At 68.4% G+C, this 23,001-nt stretch carries 24 protein-coding genes; 18 read left to right on the top strand and 6 right to left on the bottom strand.

From position 1 onward, the window contains the following. Window positions 1-28: 28 nt before the first annotated feature. The 5 genes from QC765_RS10055 (at window position 29) to rlmB (ending at window position 4,233) form a co-directional block, all read left to right on the top strand. Window positions 29-514, top strand: a complete 486-nt coding sequence (locus QC765_RS10055) for a CarD family transcriptional regulator (RefSeq protein WP_149360461.1) — start codon at window positions 29-31, stop codon at window positions 512-514. 49 nt (window positions 515-563) lie between these two features. Continuing rightward, window positions 564-1,259, top strand: coding sequence for a 2-C-methyl-D-erythritol 4-phosphate cytidylyltransferase (ispD, locus tag QC765_RS10050; RefSeq protein WP_278314303.1), 696 nt, complete (start codon window positions 564-566; stop codon window positions 1,257-1,259). A 29-nt stretch (window positions 1,260-1,288) separates the two neighbouring features. Further along, window positions 1,289-1,756: a 2-C-methyl-D-erythritol 2,4-cyclodiphosphate synthase gene (gene ispF / locus QC765_RS10045; RefSeq protein WP_278314457.1), complete on the top strand. Its 468-nt coding sequence runs from the start codon at window positions 1,289-1,291 to the stop codon at window positions 1,754-1,756. Between the two features lie 61 nt (window positions 1,757-1,817). Next, entirely contained in the window at window positions 1,818-3,221 is a 1,404-nt protein-coding gene (cysS, locus tag QC765_RS10040; protein ID WP_278314302.1) for a cysteine--tRNA ligase, read from the top strand. 43 nt (window positions 3,222-3,264) lie between these two features. Then, entirely contained in the window at window positions 3,265-4,233 is a 969-nt protein-coding gene (gene rlmB / locus QC765_RS10035; protein WP_278314301.1) for a 23S rRNA (guanosine(2251)-2'-O)-methyltransferase RlmB, read from the top strand. Window positions 4,234-4,292: 59 nt separating this feature from the next. Here rlmB and QC765_RS10030 read toward each other — a convergent pair whose 3' ends face one another. Next, a complete protein-coding gene (locus QC765_RS10030) occupies window positions 4,293-6,215 on the bottom strand; it encodes an acyl-CoA dehydrogenase family protein (protein WP_278314300.1) in 1,923 nt (640 codons plus the stop codon). Window positions 6,216-6,319: 104 nt separating this feature from the next. On the opposite strand from QC765_RS10030, the gene QC765_RS10025 reads away from it, so the two are divergent. The 7 genes from QC765_RS10025 (at window position 6,320) to ccsB (ending at window position 12,782) form a co-directional block, all read left to right on the top strand. Then, a complete protein-coding gene (locus QC765_RS10025) occupies window positions 6,320-6,556 on the top strand; it encodes an SHOCT domain-containing protein (RefSeq protein ID WP_278314299.1) in 237 nt (78 codons plus the stop codon). 57 nt (window positions 6,557-6,613) lie between these two features. After that, window positions 6,614-7,948 (top strand): glutamate-1-semialdehyde 2,1-aminomutase, encoded by a 1,335-nt coding sequence (hemL, locus tag QC765_RS10020; protein ID WP_278314298.1) that lies wholly within the window; start codon window positions 6,614-6,616, stop codon window positions 7,946-7,948. Between the two features lie 31 nt (window positions 7,949-7,979). Then, a complete protein-coding gene (locus QC765_RS10015) occupies window positions 7,980-8,645 on the top strand; it encodes a histidine phosphatase family protein (RefSeq protein WP_278314297.1) in 666 nt (221 codons plus the stop codon). Continuing rightward, window positions 8,642-9,241 (top strand): TlpA disulfide reductase family protein, encoded by a 600-nt coding sequence (locus QC765_RS10010; RefSeq protein ID WP_278314296.1) that lies wholly within the window; start codon window positions 8,642-8,644, stop codon window positions 9,239-9,241. The genes QC765_RS10015 and QC765_RS10010 overlap by 4 nt, the downstream gene beginning before the upstream one ends. Next, window positions 9,238-10,071 (top strand): cytochrome c biogenesis CcdA family protein, encoded by an 834-nt coding sequence (locus QC765_RS10005; RefSeq protein ID WP_278314295.1) that lies wholly within the window; start codon window positions 9,238-9,240, stop codon window positions 10,069-10,071. The genes QC765_RS10010 and QC765_RS10005 overlap by 4 nt, the downstream gene beginning before the upstream one ends. Before the next feature lie 140 nt (window positions 10,072-10,211). Continuing rightward, on the top strand, window positions 10,212-11,753 hold the full coding sequence (gene resB / locus QC765_RS10000) for a cytochrome c biogenesis protein ResB (RefSeq protein WP_278314456.1): 1,542 nt from the start codon (window positions 10,212-10,214) through the stop codon (window positions 11,751-11,753). A 33-nt stretch (window positions 11,754-11,786) separates the two neighbouring features. Then, the gene (ccsB, locus tag QC765_RS09995) at window positions 11,787-12,782 is read left to right on the top strand and encodes a c-type cytochrome biogenesis protein CcsB (protein WP_278314294.1); all 996 of its coding nucleotides are present in this window, start codon (window positions 11,787-11,789) and stop codon (window positions 12,780-12,782) included. Window positions 12,783-12,907: 125 nt separating this feature from the next. On the opposite strand, the gene QC765_RS09990 is transcribed toward ccsB, so the two are convergent. Further along, entirely contained in the window at window positions 12,908-14,023 is a 1,116-nt protein-coding gene (locus tag QC765_RS09990; protein ID WP_278314455.1) for a calcium/sodium antiporter, read from the bottom strand. A 228-nt stretch (window positions 14,024-14,251) separates the two neighbouring features. Here QC765_RS09990 and QC765_RS09985 point away from each other — a divergent pair, with 228 nt between their 5' ends. After that, window positions 14,252-15,376, top strand: coding sequence for a MinD/ParA family ATP-binding protein (locus QC765_RS09985; RefSeq protein ID WP_278314293.1), 1,125 nt, complete (start codon window positions 14,252-14,254; stop codon window positions 15,374-15,376). Between the two features lie 111 nt (window positions 15,377-15,487). Here the strand turns inward: QC765_RS09985 and QC765_RS09980 are convergent, their stop codons facing one another. Further along, complete coding sequence (locus QC765_RS09980; RefSeq protein WP_278314292.1) at window positions 15,488-15,706, bottom strand: hypothetical protein; 219 nt, start codon at window positions 15,704-15,706, stop codon at window positions 15,488-15,490. Window positions 15,707-15,788: 82 nt separating this feature from the next. Next, on the bottom strand, window positions 15,789-15,995 hold the full coding sequence (locus QC765_RS09975; RefSeq protein WP_149360476.1) for a BldC family transcriptional regulator: 207 nt from the start codon (window positions 15,993-15,995) through the stop codon (window positions 15,789-15,791). Window positions 15,996-16,250: 255 nt separating this feature from the next. Between QC765_RS09975 and QC765_RS09970 the strand changes: the two genes are divergently transcribed. The 5 genes from QC765_RS09970 (at window position 16,251) to QC765_RS09950 (ending at window position 21,541) form a co-directional block, all read left to right on the top strand. Beyond that, entirely contained in the window at window positions 16,251-16,598 is a 348-nt protein-coding gene (locus tag QC765_RS09970; protein WP_278314291.1) for a DUF4229 domain-containing protein, read from the top strand. Further along, entirely contained in the window at window positions 16,595-17,737 is a 1,143-nt protein-coding gene (cds1, locus tag QC765_RS09965) for an L-cysteine desulfhydrase Cds1 (protein WP_278314290.1), read from the top strand. The genes QC765_RS09970 and cds1 overlap by 4 nt, the downstream gene beginning before the upstream one ends. A gap of 5 nt (window positions 17,738-17,742) precedes the next feature. Next, entirely contained in the window at window positions 17,743-18,444 is a 702-nt protein-coding gene (locus QC765_RS09960) for an ABC transporter ATP-binding protein (RefSeq protein WP_278314289.1), read from the top strand. Continuing rightward, the gene (locus tag QC765_RS09955) at window positions 18,437-20,947 is read left to right on the top strand and encodes an FtsX-like permease family protein (protein ID WP_278314288.1); all 2,511 of its coding nucleotides are present in this window, start codon (window positions 18,437-18,439) and stop codon (window positions 20,945-20,947) included. The genes QC765_RS09960 and QC765_RS09955 overlap by 8 nt, the downstream gene beginning before the upstream one ends. A gap of 213 nt (window positions 20,948-21,160) precedes the next feature. Continuing rightward, window positions 21,161-21,541 carry a phage holin family protein gene (locus QC765_RS09950; RefSeq protein ID WP_278314287.1) on the top strand — a complete coding sequence of 127 codons (381 nt, stop codon included), beginning with the start codon at window positions 21,161-21,163 and terminating at the stop codon, window positions 21,539-21,541. A 46-nt stretch (window positions 21,542-21,587) separates the two neighbouring features. On the opposite strand, the gene QC765_RS09945 is transcribed toward QC765_RS09950, so the two are convergent. After that, the gene (locus QC765_RS09945) at window positions 21,588-21,941 is read right to left on the bottom strand and encodes a DUF2568 domain-containing protein (protein WP_278314286.1); all 354 of its coding nucleotides are present in this window, start codon (window positions 21,939-21,941) and stop codon (window positions 21,588-21,590) included. Window positions 21,942-21,976: 35 nt separating this feature from the next. Further along, window positions 21,977-22,846, bottom strand: a complete 870-nt coding sequence (locus QC765_RS09940; RefSeq protein WP_278314285.1) for a 1,4-dihydroxy-2-naphthoate polyprenyltransferase — start codon at window positions 22,844-22,846, stop codon at window positions 21,977-21,979. Between the last annotated feature and the right edge of the window lie 155 nt (window positions 22,847-23,001).

Here is a 23,001-nt window from a genome sequence, read left to right as displayed (position 1 = left end):
TAGTCATATCGAAAGGGGTACGGGACATATGAATTTCAGGGTCGGAGACACCGTTGTTTATCCCCATCACGGTGCAGCCACGATCGATGCTATTGAAACCCGAACCATTCGGGGTGAGCAGAAGGAGTACCTCGTACTGAAGGTTGCCCAGGGCGACCTGACGGTTCGGGTTCCTGCCGCCAACGCCGAGTATGTTGGCGTTCGTGACGTTGTTGGCGAGGAAGGCCTTGATCGGGTGTTCCAGGTCCTGCGTGAAGCGCATACCGAGGAGCCGACCAACTGGTCCCGCCGCTACAAGGCCAACCTCGAGAAGCTTGCTTCCGGGGATGTGAACAAGGTCGCGGAGGTCGTGCGTGACCTGTGGCGCCGCGACCAGGATCGTGGCTTGTCGGCCGGCGAGAAGAGGATGCTCGCCAAGGCGCGGCAGATCCTCGTTGGCGAGCTCGCTCTCGCGGAGGGCACCGACGATGTCAAGGCAGCCTCGATGCTCGATGAGGTCCTTGTCGCGTCGTGATGCCGAAGCATCCTGATCCGAAATAGCCGGGCGCGTAGCATCGCCTGGTGTGAATAGCACGTCATCCCGGACCGTGGCCCTGGTGCCCGCAGCGGGCAAGGGTACTCGTCTCGGTGGGGCGCTCCCGAAGGCCTTCATGGCTCTCGGTGGGCGCCCCTTATTGTCCTGGGCGGTAGACGGATTGCGCGATTCCGGCGTGATCGACCACATCATCGTCGTCGCGCCCGCTGACCGTCTCGCCGAGGCCCAGGAGATCGCGGGCGCCGGAGTGCGTGTGGTGGCAGGTGGAGCGGAGCGCGCGGATTCCGTTCGTGCGGGACTCGACGCGCTCGGCGACGCGCGCCATGTGCTTGTTCACGATGCCGCCCGGGCACTCACGCCCCCGTCCGTGATCGCTCGTGTGGCAGAGGCGCTCTGGTCGGGCGAGGACGCGGTGATCCCCGTGCTCCCGGTGACCGACACCGTCAAGACGATCAATGAGCACGGCTATGTGGCATCCACGCCGCCCCGCGCCATGCTGCGAGCAGTGCAGACCCCCCAGGGGTTCAGCGTCGCGGTACTTCGGGCGGCCCATGCCGCGGCCCTCGCCGCGGCCGACCTGACCGATGATGCGATGGCGTGCGAGCGCAACGGCGTGCCGGTGCGGACCGTGCCCGGCGATCCGCTCGCCTTCAAGATCACCACGCCGCTCGATCTCCGGCTCGCCGAGTCGCTCGTCGGCGCGAGGGCCCTTCCCGGCACGTGACATCCCCAGCGGATAGAGTCAGCAGCGTGATGCGCGTGGGAATCGGAACCGATGTCCATCCCGTCGAGCCAGGCAGGCCATGCTGGATGGCTGGCCTGCTGTTCGAGGGGGAATCCGGCTGCACCGGGCACTCCGATGGCGATGTCGCCGCGCACGCGCTGTGCGACGCGCTGCTCTCCGCGGCCGGGCTGGGCGACCTCGGTACCGTGTTCGGCACCGGGCGACCCGAGCTCGACGGGGTCAGCGGAGCGTCCCTGCTCGCGCACGTGCGCGACATGCTCGCCGATTCCGGGTACACCATCGGCAATGCCGCGGTGCAGGTGATTGGCAACCGGCCACGGATCGGACCACGACGCACCGAGGCCGAGGAGGTCCTGGGCGGGATCCTGGAGGCGCCTGTATCGGTCTCGGCGACCACGACCGACGGACTGGGCCTGACCGGTCGCGGCGAGGGCATCGCCGCGGTCGCGACAGCCCTGATCTCGAAGGCAACCTAATACCTCGGTCGCGGCCCGTGGATTCGAGAATGCACCGGACGACCCAGTACGATGATGCGTTGTGACCCTGCGCCTTTTTGACACCGCGACACGCACCCAGCGGGACTTTGCCCCGCTCGTCGACGGCCAGGTCTCGATCTACCTGTGTGGCGCGACGGTGCAGGGCGAGCCACATATCGGCCATGTTCGCAGCGGGGTGGCATTCGATGTGCTCCGGCGCTGGCTGCTCGCGCAGGGGCAGGATGTCCGGTTCGTGCGCAACGTCACCGACATCGACGACAAGATCCTTGCGAAGGCCGCGGATGCGGGACGCCCCTGGTGGGAGTGGGCCGCGACCTATGAGCGAGCCTTCGATCGGGCCTACGAGAAGCTTGGCGTGCTGCCCCCCTCCGTGGAGCCGCGCGCTACCGGGCACATCACCCAGATGATCGAGCTCATCGAGGTGCTCATCGACCGGGGCCACGCCTATGCCGCCGGCGGCGACGTGTACTTCGAGGTGCGCAGCTTCCCCGAGTACGGCGCCTTGTCCGGGCATCGCATCGACGACGTCCACCAGGGCGAGGGCGCCGGCGGCCACAAGCGCGATCAGCGTGATTTCACGCTCTGGAAGGCCGCGAAGCCAGGCGAGCCGTCCTGGCCGACGCCATGGGGGCAGGGCCGTCCCGGGTGGCACCTCGAATGCTCCGCGATGGCCGCGGCGTACCTCGGCCCGGAGTTCGACATCCACTGCGGCGGGATGGACCTCGTCTTCCCGCACCACGAGAACGAGATCGCGCAGAGCCGCTCCGCGGGAGGCGGCTTCGCCCGCTACTGGCTGCACAACGGCTGGGTCACCCTCGGTGGCGAGAAGATGTCCAAGTCGCTGGGCAACACGTTGTCGATCCCCGCGATGCTCGAGCGGGTGCGGCCGCAGGAACTGCGCTACTACCTGGGCAGCGCCCACTACCGGTCCATGCTGGAGTACTCCGAGCATGCCGTCCAGGAGGCTGCGGCGACCTATCGGCGCATCGAGGCATTCCTGGACCGGGTAGCGCGACGGGCTGGCGAGATCTCGGTGGGCGCGTGGACGAGCGCCTTTGCTGCCGCCCTCGATGATGACCTCGGGGTGCCGGCCGCGCTCGCGGAGATCCACACCGTCATCGGCGCGGCAAACACCGCTCTCGAGGGCGGCGAGCCTGAGCGGGCCAGGGAGCTAGCTGGCCAGGTGCGGGCAATGCTTGCCATCCTGGGGGTCGATCCGCTCGCGCCGCAATGGCGCGGGGGACAGGCGGCGCCCGACAGCACTGACGCCGCCCTGGCAGCGCTCGATGTGCTGGTCCGCGACGAGCTCGTCCGTCGACAGCAAGCGCGCGCCGATCGGGACTGGGCCACCGCTGATGCCGTCCGGGACAAGCTCGCCGCGCTCGGCATCGACATCACAGACACACCAGATGGGCCGGAGTGGGCCCTGAGGAACGACCACTAGCGCTTCCGCGGTTCGCGCGCGGAAGGGGAGAACGAGGGACACAATGCCAGGAAACTCCAGCCGCCGGGGCGCGGTCCGTAAATCCGGCACCAAGAAGGGTGCGGTCAAGGGCACCGGTGGCAAGCGGCGCCGGGGGCTCGAGGGCCGCGGCGCCACGCCTCCAGCGGAGGCGCGGGTCGGCCATCCCGCCGCGCGGCGTGCTGCGGTGCAGGCCAAGGCACGACAGGGCAAGGCCGGGGCCCAGGCCGCGCGCCGCCGCGCTGGGGATGGGCCCGAGCTCGTGCTCGGTCGCAACCCCGTCGTCGAGTGCCTCCGGGCCGGAGTGCCCGCCACCGCGCTCTACGTCGCGGTGGGCAGCGAGCCGGACGAGCGTGTCGCGGAGGCCGTGCAATACGTGGCCAACAAGGGCATCCCGCTGCTCGAGCTGCCCAAGTCGGACCTCGACCGGATGACCACGAACGGCATGCACCAGGGCATCGCCCTGCAGGTGCCGCCGTATGAGTACGTGCATTCCGACGATCTGATGCGCGCGGCCCACGAATCACCTGATCCAGGGCTGGTCGTGGTGCTCGACAACATCACTGATCCGCGCAACCTCGGCGCCGTCGTCCGGTCGACCGCGGCGTTCGGCGGCAACGGAGTGCTCATCCCGGAGCGGCGCTCGGCGAGCGTCACCGCCGTGGCCTGGCGCACCAGCGCCGGAGCGGCGGCCCGCATCCCCGTGGCGCGCGCGACCAACCTCACCCGGACGCTCAAGCACTTCCAGGAGAACGGCTACTTCGTGGTGGGCCTCGACACCGAGGGAGCGGTCCCGCTCGATGAGTTCACCAGTGTCGATGTTCCGCTGGTGATCGTTGTCGGTTCCGAGGGCAAGGGACTGTCGCGGCTGGTCCGCGAGACCTGCGATGTGATCGTCAGCGTTCCCATGGCAGGTGCTGTCGAGTCGCTCAACGCCTCGGTCGCGGCGGGGGTCGTGCTTGCCGATATCGCCCGGCAGCGCCGCCACCGCTAGGAGACAAGCAGCGGGCCCCGGCGCTAGTCCCGCCGGGGCCCGCTGCTTCGCCGTGGAGCCTATTCGCGCTCGTAGACGTTGGCGTCGTGGAGCATGGAAGCGCGCAACATCGTCTCGGGAACGCCGAGGCCCTCGACGAGGGTGAGCGCATGCGGGCGAAGCGCCTCGCACAGCTCGTTGACACCACGGCGGACCGCCTTGGCGCGCTCCACCGACATGAACCGGTGCATGATGAACCAGTCCCGGTCGGCCTCGAGCTCGGTGAACACGTAGAGATCGCAGAGCGTCTCCGCGATCTTGCGGGCCTCCTCGTCCTTGATCAGCTCGATGGCGTCGATGAATTCCTCGAGGATCAATCGGTCGATGTGCGCTCCGCCTGCCTTGAGGATGTGGTCCTGGGCATTGTTGAACGCCTTGAACGCATCACCCTCCTTCGCGCCATTGCGCAGCCGTTGCGCGGCGGTGCGGACGAGGTAGTCCTCGCGGTCGGCGAAGAGCTGCAGCTGCGATGCTCGCTTGGACAGGTCGCCCTCCTCGACGCTCCCGTCGCCGCGATCGAAGAGGGTCTGGATCATCTGCCGCACGCCGGAGCGCTCCCGCACGACGTCACCGGCCATGGTCGCGGCGAAGCGGATCCAGTCGGAGGCGTCGTAGTCGCGGACCTCGTCGGCGTAGGAGGTGAGCAGTTCCTTGGCCACGAGCTGGGTGAGGACGGTGTTGTCGCCCTCGAAGGTGGTGAAGACATCCGTGTCGGCCTTGAGGGTGACGAGCCGGTTCTCCGAGAGGTATCCGGCACCGCCGCAGGCCTCGCGGGATTCCTGGATGGCTCGGGTGGCGTGCCAGGTCTGCGCGACCTTCAGGCCAGCGGCCCGCTTCTCCAGCGCGCGCTGCGCCTCCGGGTCGGTGTTCTGCCCGGTCTGGATGAGGTGCATCTTGCGCACGAGGTCGTTCTGCGCGAAGGCCAGCGCGTAGGACTTGGCGATGAGGGGCAGCAGGCGCCGCTGGTGGGCGAGGTAGTCGAGCAGCACGTTCTCCGGCTCATCGTTGGCGGGACGGAACTGCCGGCGCTTGAGCGCGTAGCGGGTAGCGATGCTCAGGGCAACGCGAGCCGCGGCCGCCGCGGCGCCACCCACGCTGATGCGGCCGCGCACGAGCGTGCCAAGCGTGGTGAAGAACCGGCGGCTATCGTTCTCGATCTCGGAACGGTACGTGCCGTCCTCCTCGACATCGGCGTACCGGTTGAGCAGGTTCTCGCGCGGGATGCGCACATTGTCGAACATGATGCGGCCGTTGTCCACGCCGCCGAGGCCACCCTTGTGGCCGCAGTCGGAGGTGGTGACGCCGGGGAGGTCGCCCCCGTTCTCGTCACGAATGGGAATGACGAAGCAGTGCACGCCGTGCGATTCGCCCTCGGTGATCAGCTGCGCGAACACCGCGGCCATGGTGGCATGCTCGGCCGCGCCACCGATGTAGTCCTTGCGGGACGAGGGGGTAGGTGAGTTGACCACGAACTCCTGGGTGGCCGGATCATAGGTGGCGGTGGTCTCGAGCTGCTGGACGTCGCTGCCATGCCCGGACTCGGTCATCGCGAAGCAGCCGAGCAGGTCCAGGTTGATCAGGGGACGGATGTACTTGTCGTGATGGCGCTTGGTGCCCAGGTTCTCGACCGCGCCGCCGAACAGGCCCCACTGCACGCCGGCCTTGACGGTGAGCGAGAGATCCGCGTAGGCGAGCATCTCGAAGCCCGCCACGGCCGCCCCGACGTCGCCGGTCCCGCCGTTCTCCTGGCGGAAGCCGCTCTCGGCGTAGCCGGTCTCGACGAGCGCATGCATCTGCTCGAGGGCGCGCGCTCGGGCAGCCTTGGTGTCGAGGGTCGGGTCGGAGGCGAAGATGTCGGCGGGAAGGTATTCACGGCACTTGTCACGGACCTCTTTCCAGGGACCGTCGAGTGCGTCGCGCAGATATTGCCCAGTGCTGGTCATGACTTCGACGATAACCGCACTCGCTAGGGTTAGCAGGGTGTTCTCAGGCCCTGCTCAGGAACGCATCCCTGCGGCCCGGCGCGCCCGGTGCCATGATGGGAGGCATGATGATGGTGCTCCTGGCGGTCGTGGCGATCACGTTGCTCGTCCTTGCCGTGGCCACGATCATGCGGCTCAGCGCGACCCCGGCACCCGAGGACGCCCGCCCGGCATTGCCGCAGAAGCGCAGCGCGGCCGAGGAAGAGGTGCGGCGCCGGTTCGCGGCCGGGGAGCTCACCGAGGTTGAGTACATCGAGAAGCTCGCGATCCTGCGCATGGATGATGAGCGGGACCTGCCATAGGCGCGGTACTACACCCCGTCGTCGACGTGCGCGCGGGAAGCTGGAACACTGGTAGCCGTGACCGAGCCCCGCGACCACGCCCACGTGCCCCGTTCCGCCCAGCTCTTCGACCGCGCCTCGCGCGTTATCCCCGGGGGAGTGAACTCGCCGGTGCGCGCGTTCGGTGCCGTCGGGGGAGTGCCCCGGTTCATCCGGGAGGCGCGCGGCCCCTGGCTGGTGGACGTCGATGGCAATCGCTACGTGGACCTGATCTGCTCCTGGGGGCCGATGATCCTCGGGCATGCTCATCCAGCCGTGGTCGAGGCGGTGCGCGAGGCAACCCTGAAGGGCACTTCATTCGGCGCTCCCACCGAGGGAGAGGTCGAGCTCGCCGAGGAGATCGTGCGCCGGGTGGAGCCGGTGGACCGGGTGCGACTGGTCAATTCGGGCACGGAGGCGACGATGAGCGCGGTGCGCCTGGCCCGGGGCTTCACCGGTCGTAGCAAGATCATCAAGTTCGCCGGCTGCTACCACGGCCACGTTGATTCCCTTCTCGCGCACGCGGGCTCCGGCGTCGCTACCTACGCCCTGCCGACCTCACCGGGCGTCACTGGCGCGCAGGCCGCCGACACCATCGTGCTGCCCTACAACGATCTTGGCGCTGTCCGCGAGGCGTTCGCCCGGCACAAGGGCGAGATCGCGGCGGTGATCACCGAGGCGGCAGCGGGCAACATGGGCGCGGTCGCGCCACTGCCCGGGTTCAACGAGGGCCTGCGCGTGGCCTGCCACGAGAATGGCGCGCTGCTCATCATGGACGAGGTGATGACGGGCTTCCGGGTCAGCGCTTCGGGATGGCATGGCATCGACGGGGTGGCCGGTGATCTCTACACCTTCGGCAAGGTCATGAGCGGCGGCCTGCCAGCAGCGGCGTTCGGTGGCCGGGCCGACATCATGGACCACCTCGCGCCGAACGGAGCCGTCTACCAGGCCGGGACGTTGTCGGGCAACCCCGTGGCGGTCGCCGCGGGCCTCGCGACGCTGCGCCACGCCACCCCCGACGTGTACGCCGCGCTGCGCCGCAACCATGCCGCGCTGCGCGAGCTGCTCGCTGATGCGCTCGATGCCGTGGGCATCGCGCACCATGTCCAATCAGCGGCAACAATGGTGAGCGTGTTCTTCACCGATCATTCCGTGCAAGACTATGCACAGGTGAAGGCGAGCGAGACGTGGCGATATCCGGCGTTCTTCCATGCCCTCCTCGACCGGGGCGTGTATGCGCCACCGAGCGCGTTCGAGGCATGGTTCGTCTCGGCGGCCCTCGATGATGAGGCGTTCGAGGTGATCGCACGCGCGGTGCCAGCAGCGGCGGAGGCCGCGGCGGCCGCGACACCGCCCGAGCCCGTGAAGGCCTGACAGGACGACATCCGCTCTAGGAGGATGAGACGTGACCGATCCCAGCAATGACAGCGCGCGCTCGAGCGATATCCGCACGATCGTGCATCTCGTGCGCCACGGCGAGGTGCACAACCCCAACGGCATCCTCTATGGCCGGCTTCCCGGCTTCCGTCTCTCCGAGGCCGGTCAGGACCAGGCCCGCCTCGTCGGCAAGGCGCTCGCGGGCCACGACATCACTCATATCGTCGCGTCCCCGCTGCTGCGCGCCCAGCAGACCGCCGCGCCCATCGCCGAGGAGCATGGGCTGCAGGTCGCTACCGATGAGGACCTCATCGAGGCGGACAACCAGTTCGAGGGGCTGCGCGTCTCTGTGGGCGATGGCGCGCTGCGCCGCCCGCGGCACTGGATGAAGCTGCGCGATCCGTTCAGGCCGTCCTGGGGCGAGCCCTACCTGCAGATCGCGCACCGCATGCTCGCCGCGGTCAATACCGCCCGCGCCGCAGCGTCCGGGCACGAGGCGGTCTGCGTGAGCCACCAGCTGCCAGTGTGGTCGTTGCGGCGGTTCCTGCAGGGGCAGCGGCTCTGGCACGATCCGCGGCATCGGCAGTGCTCGCTGGCATCACTGACCTCCCTGGTCTACGAGGGTGACGAGCTGATCGACATCGTGTACTCCGAGCCGGCGGGAGCTTCGGATCCCACGGTGACGCGGGCATGAGACCGCGCTCTCCGCGACGCTGGACCCTGGCCGCTGCGGTGGCCCTGGCTGGCTCGCTGCTCGTGGGTTGCTCCTCCGGTGACGATGCCGTCGTCTACGGGGGCACCTTCAACTTTGTCTCGCCGGGCGGGCAGACCGAGATCTATTACGATCCGCCCGCCGAGCGTGGCACCGTGGGCGGGATCGCCGGGCCCTCGCTGATGCAGCCCGACGAGACCATCGCCCTCTCGGACTACGCGGGCGAGGTCGTCGTGCTCAACGTATGGGGCCAGTGGTGCGCGCCCTGCCGCACCGAGATGCCCCAGCTGCAAGAGGTCTTTGACAACACCAAGGACCTCGGCGTGCAGCTCATCGGCATCAATGTCCGCGACCGGCAGATCAGCAAGCCGCAGGACTTCGTGACCTCCTCCGATTTCACTTTTCCCTCGATCTACGACCCGCCCATGCGGACCCTCCTCGCGCTGGGCGGCATCCCCACCAGCGTGGTTCCGATGACGGTGGTCCTTGACCGGGAGCACCGCGTGGCCGCGGTGTTCCTCAAGGACCTGCTCGCCGAGGACCTGCAACCGGTGGTCGAGCGGGTGGCCGCCGAATGACCACCGTGCTCCTCGCCGCGTCGATCGGCGACACCTTCCGCGATACCGCGGTGGCCGGCCCCATGCTCGCGGCGATCGTTGTCGCGGTGCTCGCGGGCTTCGTGTCCTTCGCGTCGCCCTGCGTCATCCCCCTCGTGCCCGGCTACCTGTCCTACCTCGCGGGCCTCGTGGGTGCCGAAGCGCCACCGACCACGGTCCAGCAAGCACAGGGGACGACCACCCTCACCACGATCCGTGATCGCACCCGCTGGCGAGTGGCCGGCGCCGTCGCGCTTTTCGTGGCCGGGTTCACCGTGGTGTTCGTGCTGGCCACGGCATCAGTATTCGGCATGATCGGAGCGCTGAGCCTCAACCGGGAGCTGCTCCAGCGCGTGGGCGGGGTCGTCACGATCCTCATGGGCCTGGTGTTCATCGGCCTGATCCCCGCGCTGCAGCGGGAGGCACGATTCTCGCCGCGACGATTCACGTCCCTCCTTGGCGCCCCCGTGCTCGGTGGCATCTTCGGCCTCGGCTGGACCCCCTGCCTGGGCCCGACCCTGGCCGGGGTGATCTCGCTCGCCGCCGGGACCGAGGGAACCACTGCCACCCGCGGCGTCATCCTGATCATCGCGTACTGCCTGGGGCTCGGGCTGCCCTTCGTGATCCTGGCCTTCGGCTCGACCGCCGCTCTGCGCGGGGTCGGCTGGCTGCGCCGCAACGCCCGGCTGATCCAGGTGCTCGGCGGCCTCATGCTGATCGCCGTGGGCATCGCCCTCGTCACCGGCGGGTGGGAGCTTTTTGTCGGCTGGGCGCGCGATGCGTTCATCACCGACACGGTGCTGCCGATCTGATGGGCCACCAATCCGCTGATCGACCACTGAACGCCTGGGAACGAGGCGCGAGCCGGGGAGCACGCGCCCACAGATGGGGAGGATGAGTGCTTCGCAAGGTCCTGGCCACGCTGCGCAATCTGTGGCGGAGCCTCACCAGCATGAGCACCGCGCTGGTGCTGCTCTTCCTGCTGGCGCTCGCTGCCGTGCCGGGCGCGCTGCTGCCGCAGCGCAGCCTCAACGCGCAGAAGGTGGCGCAGTACATCGCGGATAGGCCCACCATCGGCCCCATCCTGGACACCTTCGGGTTCTTCGACGTCTTCAGCAGCTTCTGGTTCACTGCCGTCTACGCCTTGCTCTTCATCTCGCTGGTGGGCTGCATCCTGCCGCGCGCCGCTGATCACTGGCGGGCCATGCGGGCGCCCGTCGTGCGCGTGCCCCGCAACCTCGCGCGGCTGCCCCGTCACGCGGTCGGCACCGCGGACACCGAGCCCGAGGAGCTCGCTGGCCGCGCGGAGCAACTGTTCCGCCGGTGGCGCACGAGCATCCGTCGCCAGGACGGCGTCATCGAGATCTCGGCGGAGCGCGGCCATTCCCGCGAGCTCGGCAACCTCGTCTTCCACGTCGCGCTCGTCGGGGTGCTCGCCACCGTGGCCGTTGGCCGCATCCTCGGCTACGAGGGCTCTGTCATCGTCATCGCGGACGACGGGCCAGGCTTCTGCAGCGGCAGCCCCGCGGTGTACGACTCGTTCCGCGCGGGCGTCGACGTCGACGGCACCGATCTCGCGCAGTTCTGCGTTCGTGTCAAGGACTTCACCGCCGACTACCTGCCCTCGGGCCAGGCGGAGATGTTCACCTCCAACATCGAGTACCAGGCGGGCGAGGACCTCGCGACCGGCACCTGGCGCCCCTATCGCCTGCGCGTCAACGAGCCACTGCGCATCGAGGGCGATCGGGTGTACCTGATCGGCCACGGCTTCGCGCCCACCTTCACCGTGACCTTCCCCAACGGCGAGGAGCGCACCGAGACCTTGCAGTTCGCGCCCGAGGAAGCCACCACCTTCCTCAGCTCGGGAGCCATGCGCTTCGACCCGCCAGGTGGCCTGTACAGCGACAGCGCCGAGCGCCGCAAGAACCAGATCGCCATCGAGGGACTGTTCGCGCCCACCGCGGCCTTCCCGGACGGCACGCTGCTCACCTCGTCGTTCCCCGCGATGCTCGATCCCGCCGTCGCCATCGACATCTATCGCGGCGATACGGGGCTCGATACGGGCAAGCCGCAGAGCATCTTCGCGCTCGACCAGTCGATGATCGAGCAGGAGCGCCTTGTCCGCGAGGCCCGCGTCAACCTGTACCCGGGGGAGTCCGAAGTCCTCGACGACGGCACCGAGGTGCGCTTCGATGGTGCCGAGGAGTGGGTCTCGCTGCAGGTATCGCACGATCCCGCGCAGAAGTGGGTGCTCGTCTCGGCAGTGACGATGACGCTGGGCCTGCTAGCGTCGCTCACGATCACGCGCCGCCGGGTCTGGGTGCGCATCGCGCCAGGAGCAGCGAGCCCCGATAGCGATGAACGACGTACTGTAGTAGAGATGGGCGGCCTGGCCCGCACCGATCAGGCCGGGTGGGGCAACGAGTTCGACGAGCTCGTCGATGATCTCGGGCTGCGCCGTTCCGATAGCGGTGACGATGGCCGCAATGCCTAGCGCACATGGCAACACGAGAAACTGGAGTGCCGAATGAACGTGGATCCTGAGCTCGCGCGCTGGAGCGATGGCGCCTTCCAGGTTGCTTTCGCCATCTACGTGCTCGCCATGGTGATGTTCGCCGGGCAATACGCCACCTCGCGCGTGCGGGCATCGCAGCAGCGCGAGCCCGCCGGGGTTGCCACCGGGGCCTCGGGGGCGTCGCGCTCGCCAGCGTCACCGCGAAGTGCTTCATCACGGCCCGCGCAGCGCACCTGGTTCGACAAGTTCGGCGGCATGGGCTACGCCCTCGTCATGCTCGGCGCCGTGTTCCAGCTCGCCTCGATCGTGCTGCGCGGCCTGTCCGCGGGACGGTTCCCGCTCGGCAACATGTATGAGTTCGTCTCCGGCATGGTGCTCGCCACCGTCGTCGGCGGCCTCGTCTTCGTCCGGAAGCCCGAGCATCGCCCGCTGTGGATCTTCATCCTCGCGCCCGTCGTGGCGCTGGTCTTTGTCGCGGGAACCGTGCTGTACGCGGACTCGGCCCCGGTAGTGCCAGCGCTCAGGTCGTTCTGGCTGCCGATCCACGTCTCCCTCGCCGTGCTTGGCAGTGGACTATTCCTCGTCTCGGGCGTCGCGAGCCTGATGTTCCTCGTGCGCTATGCGCTCATCGAGGGTCGCGCCGAGGATGCCCGTCCCGGGGGAGTGCGCGGTCGCATCGCGAGCCGCCTCCCGGAGGCGCGAACCCTCGACCGGATCGCTTACCGCGTCACGATCGTGGCTTTCCCCATCTTCGGCCTGGGCGTCATTCTCGGCGCGGTCTGGGCCGAGGCCGCGTGGGGCCGCTTCTGGGGCTGGGATCCCAAGGAGACCATGTCCTTCGTGACCTGGGTGGTCTACGCCGCGTACCTGCATGCCCGCGCCACCGCTGGCTGGCGGGACGTCAAGGCCGCCTGGATCAACGTCGTGGGCTTCCTCGCGATCGTGTTCAACCTCTTCTTCATCAACATGGTGATCTCGGGGCTGCACTCCTACGCCGGCCTGAACTAGCCGCCTGCTGGGCCCGCCAGCTGGGGGTTCGCCTTTGCGGAATCTGCTGGTCGATGTCACGTTCTCGAGTCCGTGTCGCGGCGTGTCGCGTGACAATAGCTAGCGAATCCTGCGCCAGTGGGCCGCTAAACGCGGGCGAGCCGCTTGCGCGCTTCATGCGCCGCGAGAACGAGCAGCCAGAACGCGGTGATGGGTATGACGAACCACAGCATCGCCGCGCCGAAGGGCTCGAGCGCATCATGATCAGTGGCGTCGAGAACGAGGTAGCCGAGGTAGGCGACGTAGAACGCGAGGAAGACCCCGCCCTCCCAGCGGGCCACCGCGAGACCAGTGAAGGCGATCGGGAGCAGCACGAGCGCCACGGCGATCATGATGGGAAGGTCGAACCCCACCGCGCCGGGCGCGACGTCGATCCCGCTGGGAGCGACCACGGCGGTGATGCCGAGCACGGCGCCGATGTTGAAGATGTTGCTGCCCACCACATTGCCCACGGCGAGATCGACCTGGCCCTTGCGCACCGCGATGACGGTGGTGGCGAGCTCGGGCAGCGAGGTGCCGATGGCCACCACGGTAAGGCCGATGACGAGGTCACTGAGGCCGAATTGGGTGGCAATCGTGGTAGCGCCGTGCACGAGGAACTGCGCGCCGGCGACGAGCAGCCCCACTCCGAGCAGCACGAGGAGGGTACTCGTCGCGGCCTGCTTCGCTCGCGACCCAGTGCCGCTACCAGTGACGCTGCCAGGGGAGCTGCTTGGGGCGGGGCTTGCATCGGGTGCGGGATCTTCACTGCCGTCGGATTTCCGCCGCGTGACTGTCACTAGCGCCACCAAGTACACCAGGAGGATCACCAGCAGGATGATGCCGTCGATACGACTGATCGAGCCGTCGAGTGCGAGGGCGAGCAGGAACAGCGAGAGCCCGATCATCACCGGAATGTCCTTGCGGACGATTCGGGAGGTCACGAGCAAGGGAGCGAGAAGGGCGCCGACACCAAGGATGAGGAAGATGTTGGCGATGTTGGAGCCCACGACGTTGCCGATCGCGAGCCCGGGATAGCCGTCGAGCGCGGCGCCAGTGCTGACCGCGAGCTCGGGAGCGGATGTTGCGAAGGACACGACTGTGAGGCCGACGACGAGCGCGGACATGCCGATGCTCTGGGCGAGGGAGGTAGCACCGCGAACAAGGAGCTCGCCGCCGCCAACGAGGAGTACAAGGCCTCCTACCAGCGATAACAGGGTCATGAAGCTCACGGCGCAACGGTAGCACGCACCCTCTCCGCAGGCATTCTGGCGGGGCCCGGGCGGCCAGCGGGGGAGCTTGCCGAGCCTCTCCGGGCGGTCTCATTATCTGGGAGGCTGGCTCGCGTGGGGTTGCGCGGGACCGCCCGATGGTGCTTACTCAATATCGGCGACCAATCGGGGGATTGTCGCTTCCATCATTCAGTTCACGCGCTTCAGGGGGAGGTGGCGATGACCGGTCAGGTCAGCCATGCGTACAAGAACGATCCACTGCAGAAGGACGTCCCGGGCATTTGGTCCGATGACCAGGCCGGACGGATTCCGTCCGCACCGAAGGCCGCGCCAGCCGCATCCAGCAAGGGTTCCGGCGCCATAGCAGCGGCCACCACGGATCTCTTCGCTGGTCCAGGCGCATCATCGAGCAGCCTGAACTCGTGGGATCTCTCTAGCGAGGTCCTGCTCAAGCCGGTCAAGCCAGCGCCGCGGCGGGGTTGGCGGAAGGCTGTCTACTCCTGCACTGGTGGGTCGGTCAATCTGGGCGACGGCAAGAAGGAAGCCCGGATCGCCGAGCTGACCGCAGAGATCCGGGGCTCGCTCTACGGCTGCCACAAGATCGCGGTGCTCAGCCTCAAGGGCGGCGTCGGCAAGACCACCGTGACCGCGGCTGTCGGCTCGACGTTCGCATCGCTGCGCGGCGACCGGGTCATCGCGGTGGACGCGAACCCGGACCGGGGCACCCTGAGCAACAAGCTGCCCCTCGGTACGGATGCCACTGTGCGTGACCTGCTCCGCAAGGGCGCCGACATCCAGCGCTACAGCGACGTCCGGGCATTCACCTCGCAGGCGACGAGCCGGCTCGAGGTCCTGGCATCCGACAGCGACCCCGCGGTCTCGGAGGCGTTCAGCGCCACGGACTATCACGAGGTCCTCGATGTGCTCGAGCGCTTCTACAACCTGGTGCTCACCGATTGCGGCACCGGGCTCATGCATTCCGCGATGTCGGGCGTGCTCGATAGCGCGGATGCGCTGATCATCGTCAGCTCGGGATCGGTCGATGGCGCACGCAGCGCCTCGGCCACCATGGACTGGCTCGAGGCGCACGGCCACGCTGACCTCGTCGCCAGGTCGGTCACCGTCATCAACGCTGCCCGGCCCAAGGCGGGCAAGGTTGATCTCGACAAGGTGGTACAGCACTTCAGCAAGCGCAGCCGTGCCGTCCAGATGCTGCCCTTCGACCCGCACCTCGAGGAGGGCGCGGAGATCGACATGGAGCGCCTGCGCCCCGCCACGAAGCTCGCGCTGATGGAGCTCGCGGCGACGCTGGCGAGCGGCTTCGGCAACGCGAGCAAGGGCTGAACAACATAGTCGATCGAGACACACGAAAGCGGTGGGGAGCCTAGGCTCCCCACCGCTTTCGTCGTGTATGGAAAATCGCGACCGCGCGGGCCGTCCCGGATCTCCGCTCCCTTATGCCTCGCCGCTCTCGTTCTGCGGGTCGGTGCGGTTCGGGTCGACTGGACGTTCCTTGCTCATGTCCTTCTTGATCCGCCACAAGAACTCGGGATCATCATCCGGGCCAACTGCTCGGGGGGTGTTGTCCGTCCGCCCGAGCAAGGTGGGTCCGAAAGCGCGCCACAAGAGCACAGTGAGCAGGATCAGCCCCAGAATGGCCAGGATCCACAGCATGACGCACCTCCTTCTCCTTACGAGAGTAGCGGTGCGGTGCTGTCCCGGCCAGGAAGACCCTGGCCCGGGCTCCAGCGTGGTGTCAGCGGTGCGCCTCGGAGGTCAGCCGGGCATGCAGCTCGCGGACCTCGGACTCGCGGAAACGACGGTGCCCGCCCGGGGTGCGCAGCGATCCGAGCCGTCCGGCGAGCGCCCAGCGGGAAACAGTCTTCGGGTCGACACTGAAGAGTGAGGCGACCTGGCCGGGGGTGAGCAGTCGCTCGTTGGTCTCGAATCCAATGACAGTCATTTCCGTGCTCCTTCGGTTTGTGACCGGATGAACTTTGATCAATAGTGGCACCGAGGGGGCCAGGTACTCGAACGGTAGGACGTTGGTAAAGCGGAAGTAAGGGATTAAGCGGGCATTTCTCCACGGTCGTGGAGGGCCCTGCTTGGCGTCCTGGCCAGACCTCGCTGCCCTCGACTGGCCTTGCATGCTCCACCGCCAAGTGCCATGGCCGGTGGCGGGCAGAGCGCGCGGCCAAGTACTCGGTAGCCTTGAGCCGTGAGCACCTCGTCATCGTCACCCCAGGCATCGCCGCAGCGCCAGCACACCAAGGGCACCCTCGTCCGCGACATCATCCTGTTCACCATCGCGAGGCTGGTCCTCGCGGCCATCATCGCCGGGATGATCATCGGCGGGGGCATGCTCGTCGGGGTCGAGGTCTACCTCCTCGTCGCGCTGCTGTTCGCCGTCCTGATCGCCATGCCCTTGTCCTTCGTGCTGTTCAAGCCATTGCGCCAGCGCATCAACGAAGGCATCGCCGCCCTGGACTCGCAGCGCCGCCAGCAGCGAGCGGACCTCGAGGCGCGGCTGCGGGGAGCGCAGCAGGGCGATACGGGCGGGCAGTGACCCCACCGCGCCAGGGCTTGCCGTCCACCTCCGCTGCGCCCAGCCGGGATTGGGCGGACAACGCGGTGCGCCTCATCGAGGCCGACGCGCAGCGCAGCGCCGATACCCACCTGCTGCGCTATCCACTGCCCGAGAAGTGGCCCGGATCCGAGGCGCGCGTGCAGCTGTACCTCAAGGACGAATCCACCCACATCACCGGCAGTCTCAAGCATCGCCTGGCCCGATCGCTGTTCCTGTACGGCCTGTGCAACGGGTGGATCCACGAGCGCTCCACCGTCATCGAGGCGTCCTCGGGCTCGACCGCTGTCTCCGAGGCCTACTTCGCGCGGCTGCTCGGGCTGCGCTTCGTCGCCGTCATGCCCGCGACCACCAGCCCATCGAAGATCGCGTTGATCGAGGCGCAGGGCGGCGAATGCCACTTCGTCTCCGAGCCCAGCGAGATCTACCGCGAGGCGCAGCGCCTCGCCGAGGCCTGCGGCGGGCACTACCTCGATCAGTTCACCAACGCCGAGCGGGCGACCGATTGGCGGGGCAACAACAACATCGCCGAATCGATCTTCCAGCAGCTCGAGCTCGAGGAGCATCCCGTGCCGGAGTGGATCGTCGTGGGGGCGGGCACGGGAGGCACCAGCGCCACGATGGGCCGCTACCTGCGCTACAAGCGGCATGCCACCCGGCTGTGCGTGGTCGATCCCGAGAACTCGGTCTTCCTCGATGCATGGCGCACCGGGCATCGGGGACTGACCGAGACGTGCGGATCGCGCATCGAGGGAATCGGGCGGCCGCGGGTCGAGCCATCCTTCGTGCCCGAGGTCGTCGATCACATGGTGCGCGTCCCCGATGCCTCCTCCATCGCCGCCATGCGCTTCGCGTCGCGCCACCTGGGCCGCCCCGTCGGCGGATCCACCGGCACCAACCTGTGGGGTGCCTTCGAACTGATCTCCCGCATGATCGCTGAGGGGCGCAGCGGCAGCGTCGTCACCCTGCTGTGCGACGGCGGGGACCGGTACGCGGGCACCTACTTCGACGACGGCTGGATAGCACGCGAAGGCCTCGATCTGGCGGGGCCCACTCAGGTGATCGAGGACTTCCTCGCGACAGGGCAGTGGACTACGGGGCAATGGACAGCAGGGGAGTAGCACCCATGACCAGCGGCGGCAACGATCCGGCAGTGCGATTCCACAAGGTGGTGCGCGAGTACCGGCTCGGCGAGGAGATCGTGCGCGCCCTCGACGGGGTAGACCTCGACCTCGCCGGCGGTCAGTTCGTCTCCATCGTCGGCCCGTCCGGAGCAGGCAAGAGCACCCTGCTTCACCTGATGGGCGGGCTGGACACCCCCACCTCGGGCACGGTCACCGTGGGCGGCCACGACATCGGCGCCTACAGCGACACCCAGCTCGCCGAGTTCCGGCGCCACCACATCGGGTTCGTGTTCCAGTTCTTCAACCTCCTGCCGACCCTTACGGCCTGGGAGAACGTGGCCGTGCCCCGGCTCCTCGATGGGCAGGCACTCTCCAGCGCCCGCGAGGACGCGATCGCGCTGCTGCAGCGGGTGGGGCTCGCGGATCGGGTGGACCACCGGCCCGCGGAGCTCTCGGGCGGGCAGATGCAGCGCGTCGCCATCGCCCGCGCGCTCATCAACGATCCCCCCGTGATCCTCGCCGACGAGCCCACCGGCAACCTCGACTCCCGCACCGGAAGCGGCGTCCTCGACCTGCTCACCGACATCGCGCACAGCAGCACCAACCGGCTCGTCGTCATGGTCACCCACGACGCGTCCGCGGCCGATCGCACCGACCTCGTCCTCGCGATGCGCGACGGGCGCCTCGAGCACGCCGATGGCTAGCGTTCGCGCGCACCTCGACCGCTGGTGGCTGCTGCACCTTCGTGAACTGTGGGCCCGGCCCGTGCGCGCCGCCATCTCCACGGCCGTCATCGCGGTCTCCTCCGCGCTGATCGTCTCCGTGCTCTCCACCTACGGGTCCCTCACCGGATCAGTGGGGGACCTCTCGGCCACCGTCGCCGGCGATGCCGACCTCGAGATCACCGCCATCACCGACACCGGCTTCGACGACACCGTCGTGGGCCGGGTGCGCGTCGTGGACGGGGTCGATGCGGCGGTGCCAATGGTGTGGACCCCCGTCCCGACGGCCGACAACGGAACAACACTGCTCTTCGGCAGCGACGCCAGCGCAGCCCGGCTCGGCAGCATGATCGCTGACGGCCTCGACGCGGCTCCTTCGGACCTCCTCGCGGGCGGTGTGCTCGCCGGACCCGGGATCGGCGCCACCGCTGGCGACGAGATCGAACTGGCCGGAGGCACCGCGACCGTCATCGAGGTCCTCGAAACGCCCAATGCGGCGGCCATCAACGGCGGCAACTTCCTGATCACCGCCCTTCCCGTCGCGCAACGCCTCGCCGGCCGCGAGGGCATCCTCGATTCCGTGTTCGTCCTGCTCGAGCCCAGCGCCGATGCGAACGCCACGCGCGAGCGCATCGAGCAGGCCATCGACGGCGAGGCACTCGTCGCCGAACCAGGCTTCCGCACCGCCCAGGCCGGCTCGGCCATCGCCCTCACCCGCGATTCCACCCTGATCGTGGCGATGATCGGGCTCGTCGTCGCCGCGTTCCTCGTCTTCAACTCCATGAACATGACGGTCGCGCAGCGCAGGCCCGCGATCGCGACGCTCCGGGCGGTCGGCGCGCGGCGCGGCACCATCGTCCGCGGCCTCATCGGCGAGGCCGCCTTCCTCGGCGCCCTCGGTGGTGCGCTCGGGGTCCCCCTCGGCGCGCTCATGGGCGGCCTCGCGGTCAACCGGATACCACCCGTGCTGCTGCAATCATTCAGCACCGAGATCACCTTCGCGGTGCAGTGGTACGCGCCCATCATCGCGGTCCTGCTGTGCATCCTCGCCAGCGTGGCAGCATCCGCCGTCGCCGCGCGGCAAGTGTTCGCCGTGGCGCCAGTCGAGGCGCTGCAGCCCGCGGATGTGATCACCGCGGAGGGCGATCACCAGCCGTGGACGAGAACGGCCACGATCGGTGGGATCGCGGTCATGCTGCTCGCGCTCGCGATGGCCTTCCAGTTCGAGGATCGCCGCGCCCTCGTCGCCAGCGCGCTGTTCGCGGTCGGCGGCCTGGCCCTGTGCTACGGCGTGATCCGCGGGATCAGCGGTGCCACCGCCTGGCTCGCATTGCGCGGCGGAGCACCCGGCAGGCTTGCGTCCGAATCCGCGTCCCGCGCCCCACGCCGCGTCTGGGCCACCGCAGTGACGGTCATGATCGCTGTCGCGGTCGCGGTATCGACCACCGGATCCATGCGCAACCTGGTGGATTCCTCCGGCGACCTCGTCGCGCCCCTCGCCGACGCCGACTTCTACCTCTCCACCACGCCCGTCGATGTCGTCCCCGCCGGGCCGGTCGTGCCCGAGGGGGCTTACGAGGTGCTCGACCAGGCCCCTGGGATCGAGAGCGTCACCGAGGGCCAGTGGGCCTACGCCAACATCAGCAGTCCCGGTGGCGCGCCGTTGAAAGCGATGGTCCTCGGGGCGATGCCCGGCACCACCGCGCCCGCCGTGCGGATGATGGACGAATCCCTGCGGCAAGCCCTGCACCAGGGCGACGGGATCGTCCTGTCCCGCCAGCTTGCCCGGCAGATCGGGCTCGAGACCGGGGATACTGTCGAGCTCGCCACGCCCAGCGGCGCCCGCTCCGCGCCGATCATCGGCGTCATCGACTACCTCTCCGTGGGATCAGGGATGCTCGCGATGCCGCTGGCGATGATGCAGGAGTGGTACGAGCGGCCTGGCTCGACCTTCCTCGAGGTGCAGGTGGCAGACGGCGCGGAGGCTGCCACGGTGATCGCCGCGGTGCGCGAGCAGCTCCCGGATGGGGTATTCCTCGAGACGGGCGCCGAGGCGTATGGCGCGGCCCGCGGCGCCACCGAGCAGGCCGGAGCCCTCGCCGTGGGCGTGCAATGGATCGTCGCGCTCGTCGCGGCCGTTGCCCTGCTCAACACCCTCATGCTGTCGGTGCTCGACCGGCGCCGCGAGCTCGGCGTGCTTCGCGCCATGGGCGCGAGCCGACGCTTCATCGCGCGCACCGTGCTCGTGGAAGCCGTCTCGGTCGGCATCGTGGGCGGCGCGCTGGGCCTGCTTTTCGGTGGCGCGCTGCACTACCTCGCCACCGTGGCGCTATCGGGCACCACCGCGGTGAGCATCAACTACGAGATCGTTCCCGTGGCCGGGCTGTACGCCCTCGCTGCGCTGATGCTCGCGCTAGCCGGTGCTCTCGTGCCTGCCTGGCGGGCGGGCCGGATGGATATCCTGAGCGCGGTCGCGGCGGAGTAGGGGCCGGTGCCCGCTGGGCGCCGTCAGCCGCAAACGCGATAGAAACCGCGATAATCCCAGGTCGGTTTCTATCGCGTTTGGCGGTTTCCCGTGCTTTTGCCCGCCGCGAGCCTCTCGCGAGCAGGGCCCCCCGCCGACCGCGCGCGGCAAGCCGAGATGTGACGCTTCCGACTGGACCGGGCATATCAACCAGCAGCGTGCCACGATGGGGGCATGATTTTCCTGCTGACCCTAGCGATCAACTCGTTCGCGATCTGGCTCGCTGCCGAGTGGATCACGGGCATCGACCTGTATACCCCTGGCGAGACCACGGCCGAGAACGTGCTATTCATCGTGGCGATCGGTGTGATCTTCACGCTGATCAACATGCTGGTCAAGCCGGTGGTCAAGCTGCTCGCGCTGCCGCTGATCATTCTCACGCTGGGCCTGTTCCTGCTGATCATCAACGCGTTCATGCTACTGCTCACCGAGTGGATCACCACTTACCTTGACTTTGGCCTGATCATCGCGGGATTCGGGGCGGCATTCTGGGGCGGGCTGCTGATCGCGGTCGTCAACCTGGTGCTCGGCATGATCGTTCCCGATCGCGCCTAAGCACGTCCGACTAAGCACGCCCGGGCTGAAACAAGCCCGGGCGTTGCTATTCGCTGGCAGGAAGGATCGGTGACTCCGCGAGCAGGTGCACCACGATCCACGCCGCCGCGAAGGCGATGCCAAGGGTTGCTCCCCACAGCATCCAGATGGAGTAGGTGGCCGCTGCTAGTACGGCGAGCTTGACGAGGATCCGCCCGGGCGGGAAATCGTAGTGAGATCGGGGCGAGGCATATGCCCACCACAGCACCGCGATCAGGAGCACGGCAGCGATCGCGAGTGCCGCGCCCGTCGCATCGGAGCCTCCGAGCGAGAAGGCGTACGCGCCGACCGCGACGACGGCGATGAACTCGGTGACCAGCAGGAGCAGGAGCAGCGCGCCGACAGCGGCGGTGAGCAGCATGGAAGGATTCCCTTTCGACAGTTGCGGACTGGTACTCACCCGGCGTTGAGCCCAACGGTGACGAGGATCGCCCAGCCGAGCAACGCCAGGCCAGTGTCGCGCAACGTCCCGATCAGCGCCAGACCGGTGTCCCCGGAGCGCACGGGGATGTATGCGCGCAGGGCCATGGGGAGGGCCACCAGGCCGAGGAGCGCGGCGGGATGCTGCAGCGCGAGCGGTAGGCACATCAGGAATGGCACGAGCACGAGCGCCAGGTACAACTGCCGGGTGCGGCGATCGCCGAGGCGAACCGCGAGCGTAACCTTGCCCGCGACCTCATCGGTGGGGATGTCGCGCAGGTTGTTCGCCACGAGCACCGCGGTGGTCAGCGAGCCGATCCCGATCGCGCACCACAGCCCCGCGAGCGTCACCGAGCCGGTCTGCACGAACTCGGTGCCGAGCACCGCGACGAGCCCGAAGAACACGAATACCGCTATCTCGCCAAAGCCGAGGTAGCCGTAGGGGCGGGAGCCGCCGGTGTAGAACCATGCTCCCGCGATGCACAGCAGCCCCACGAGCACGATCCACCAGGCAGTGGTGGCCGCGAGCACGAGGCCTGCCAGCATCGCCACCCCGAAGCAGCTGAACGCCACCTTCTTGACGAGGGCTGCGTCGGCGGCGCCGGAACCGACCAGGCGCATGGGGCCCACCCGATCATCGTCGGTGCCGCGGATCCCATCGGAGTAGTCGTTGGCGAAGTTGACCCCGAGCACCAGCGCGACCGCGACGACCAGTGCTAGCAGGGCCTTCCACCACACGATGCCGCCCGCGGCCCCGGCGACGCCGGTACCTGCGATCACGGGGGCGAGGGCGGTCGGGAGCGTGCGCGGGCGCGCCCCCTCGATCCATTCAGCTACCGATGCCATGCCTTGATCTAATCAGCATTGGCCGGTCGGCCGCAGGTTGGACGCGCGGGTCAGGCGGCGGTGGGTGGAGGGCGCCTGGGGGGTTGCGCAGCGGTTGCCCTCGGGATGCCCGGCGGCAAAAGCACGGGAAACCGTCAAACGCGATAGAAGCGGAC

The sequence above is a fragment of the Hoyosella levis genome (genome assembly GCF_026008515.1).
GTDB classification, from domain to species: Bacteria; Actinomycetota; Actinomycetes; order Mycobacteriales; family Mycobacteriaceae; genus Lolliginicoccus; species Lolliginicoccus levis.
Note: the sequence above shows the minus strand (reverse complement) of the source record. Positions and strands in the feature narration are given on the sequence as shown.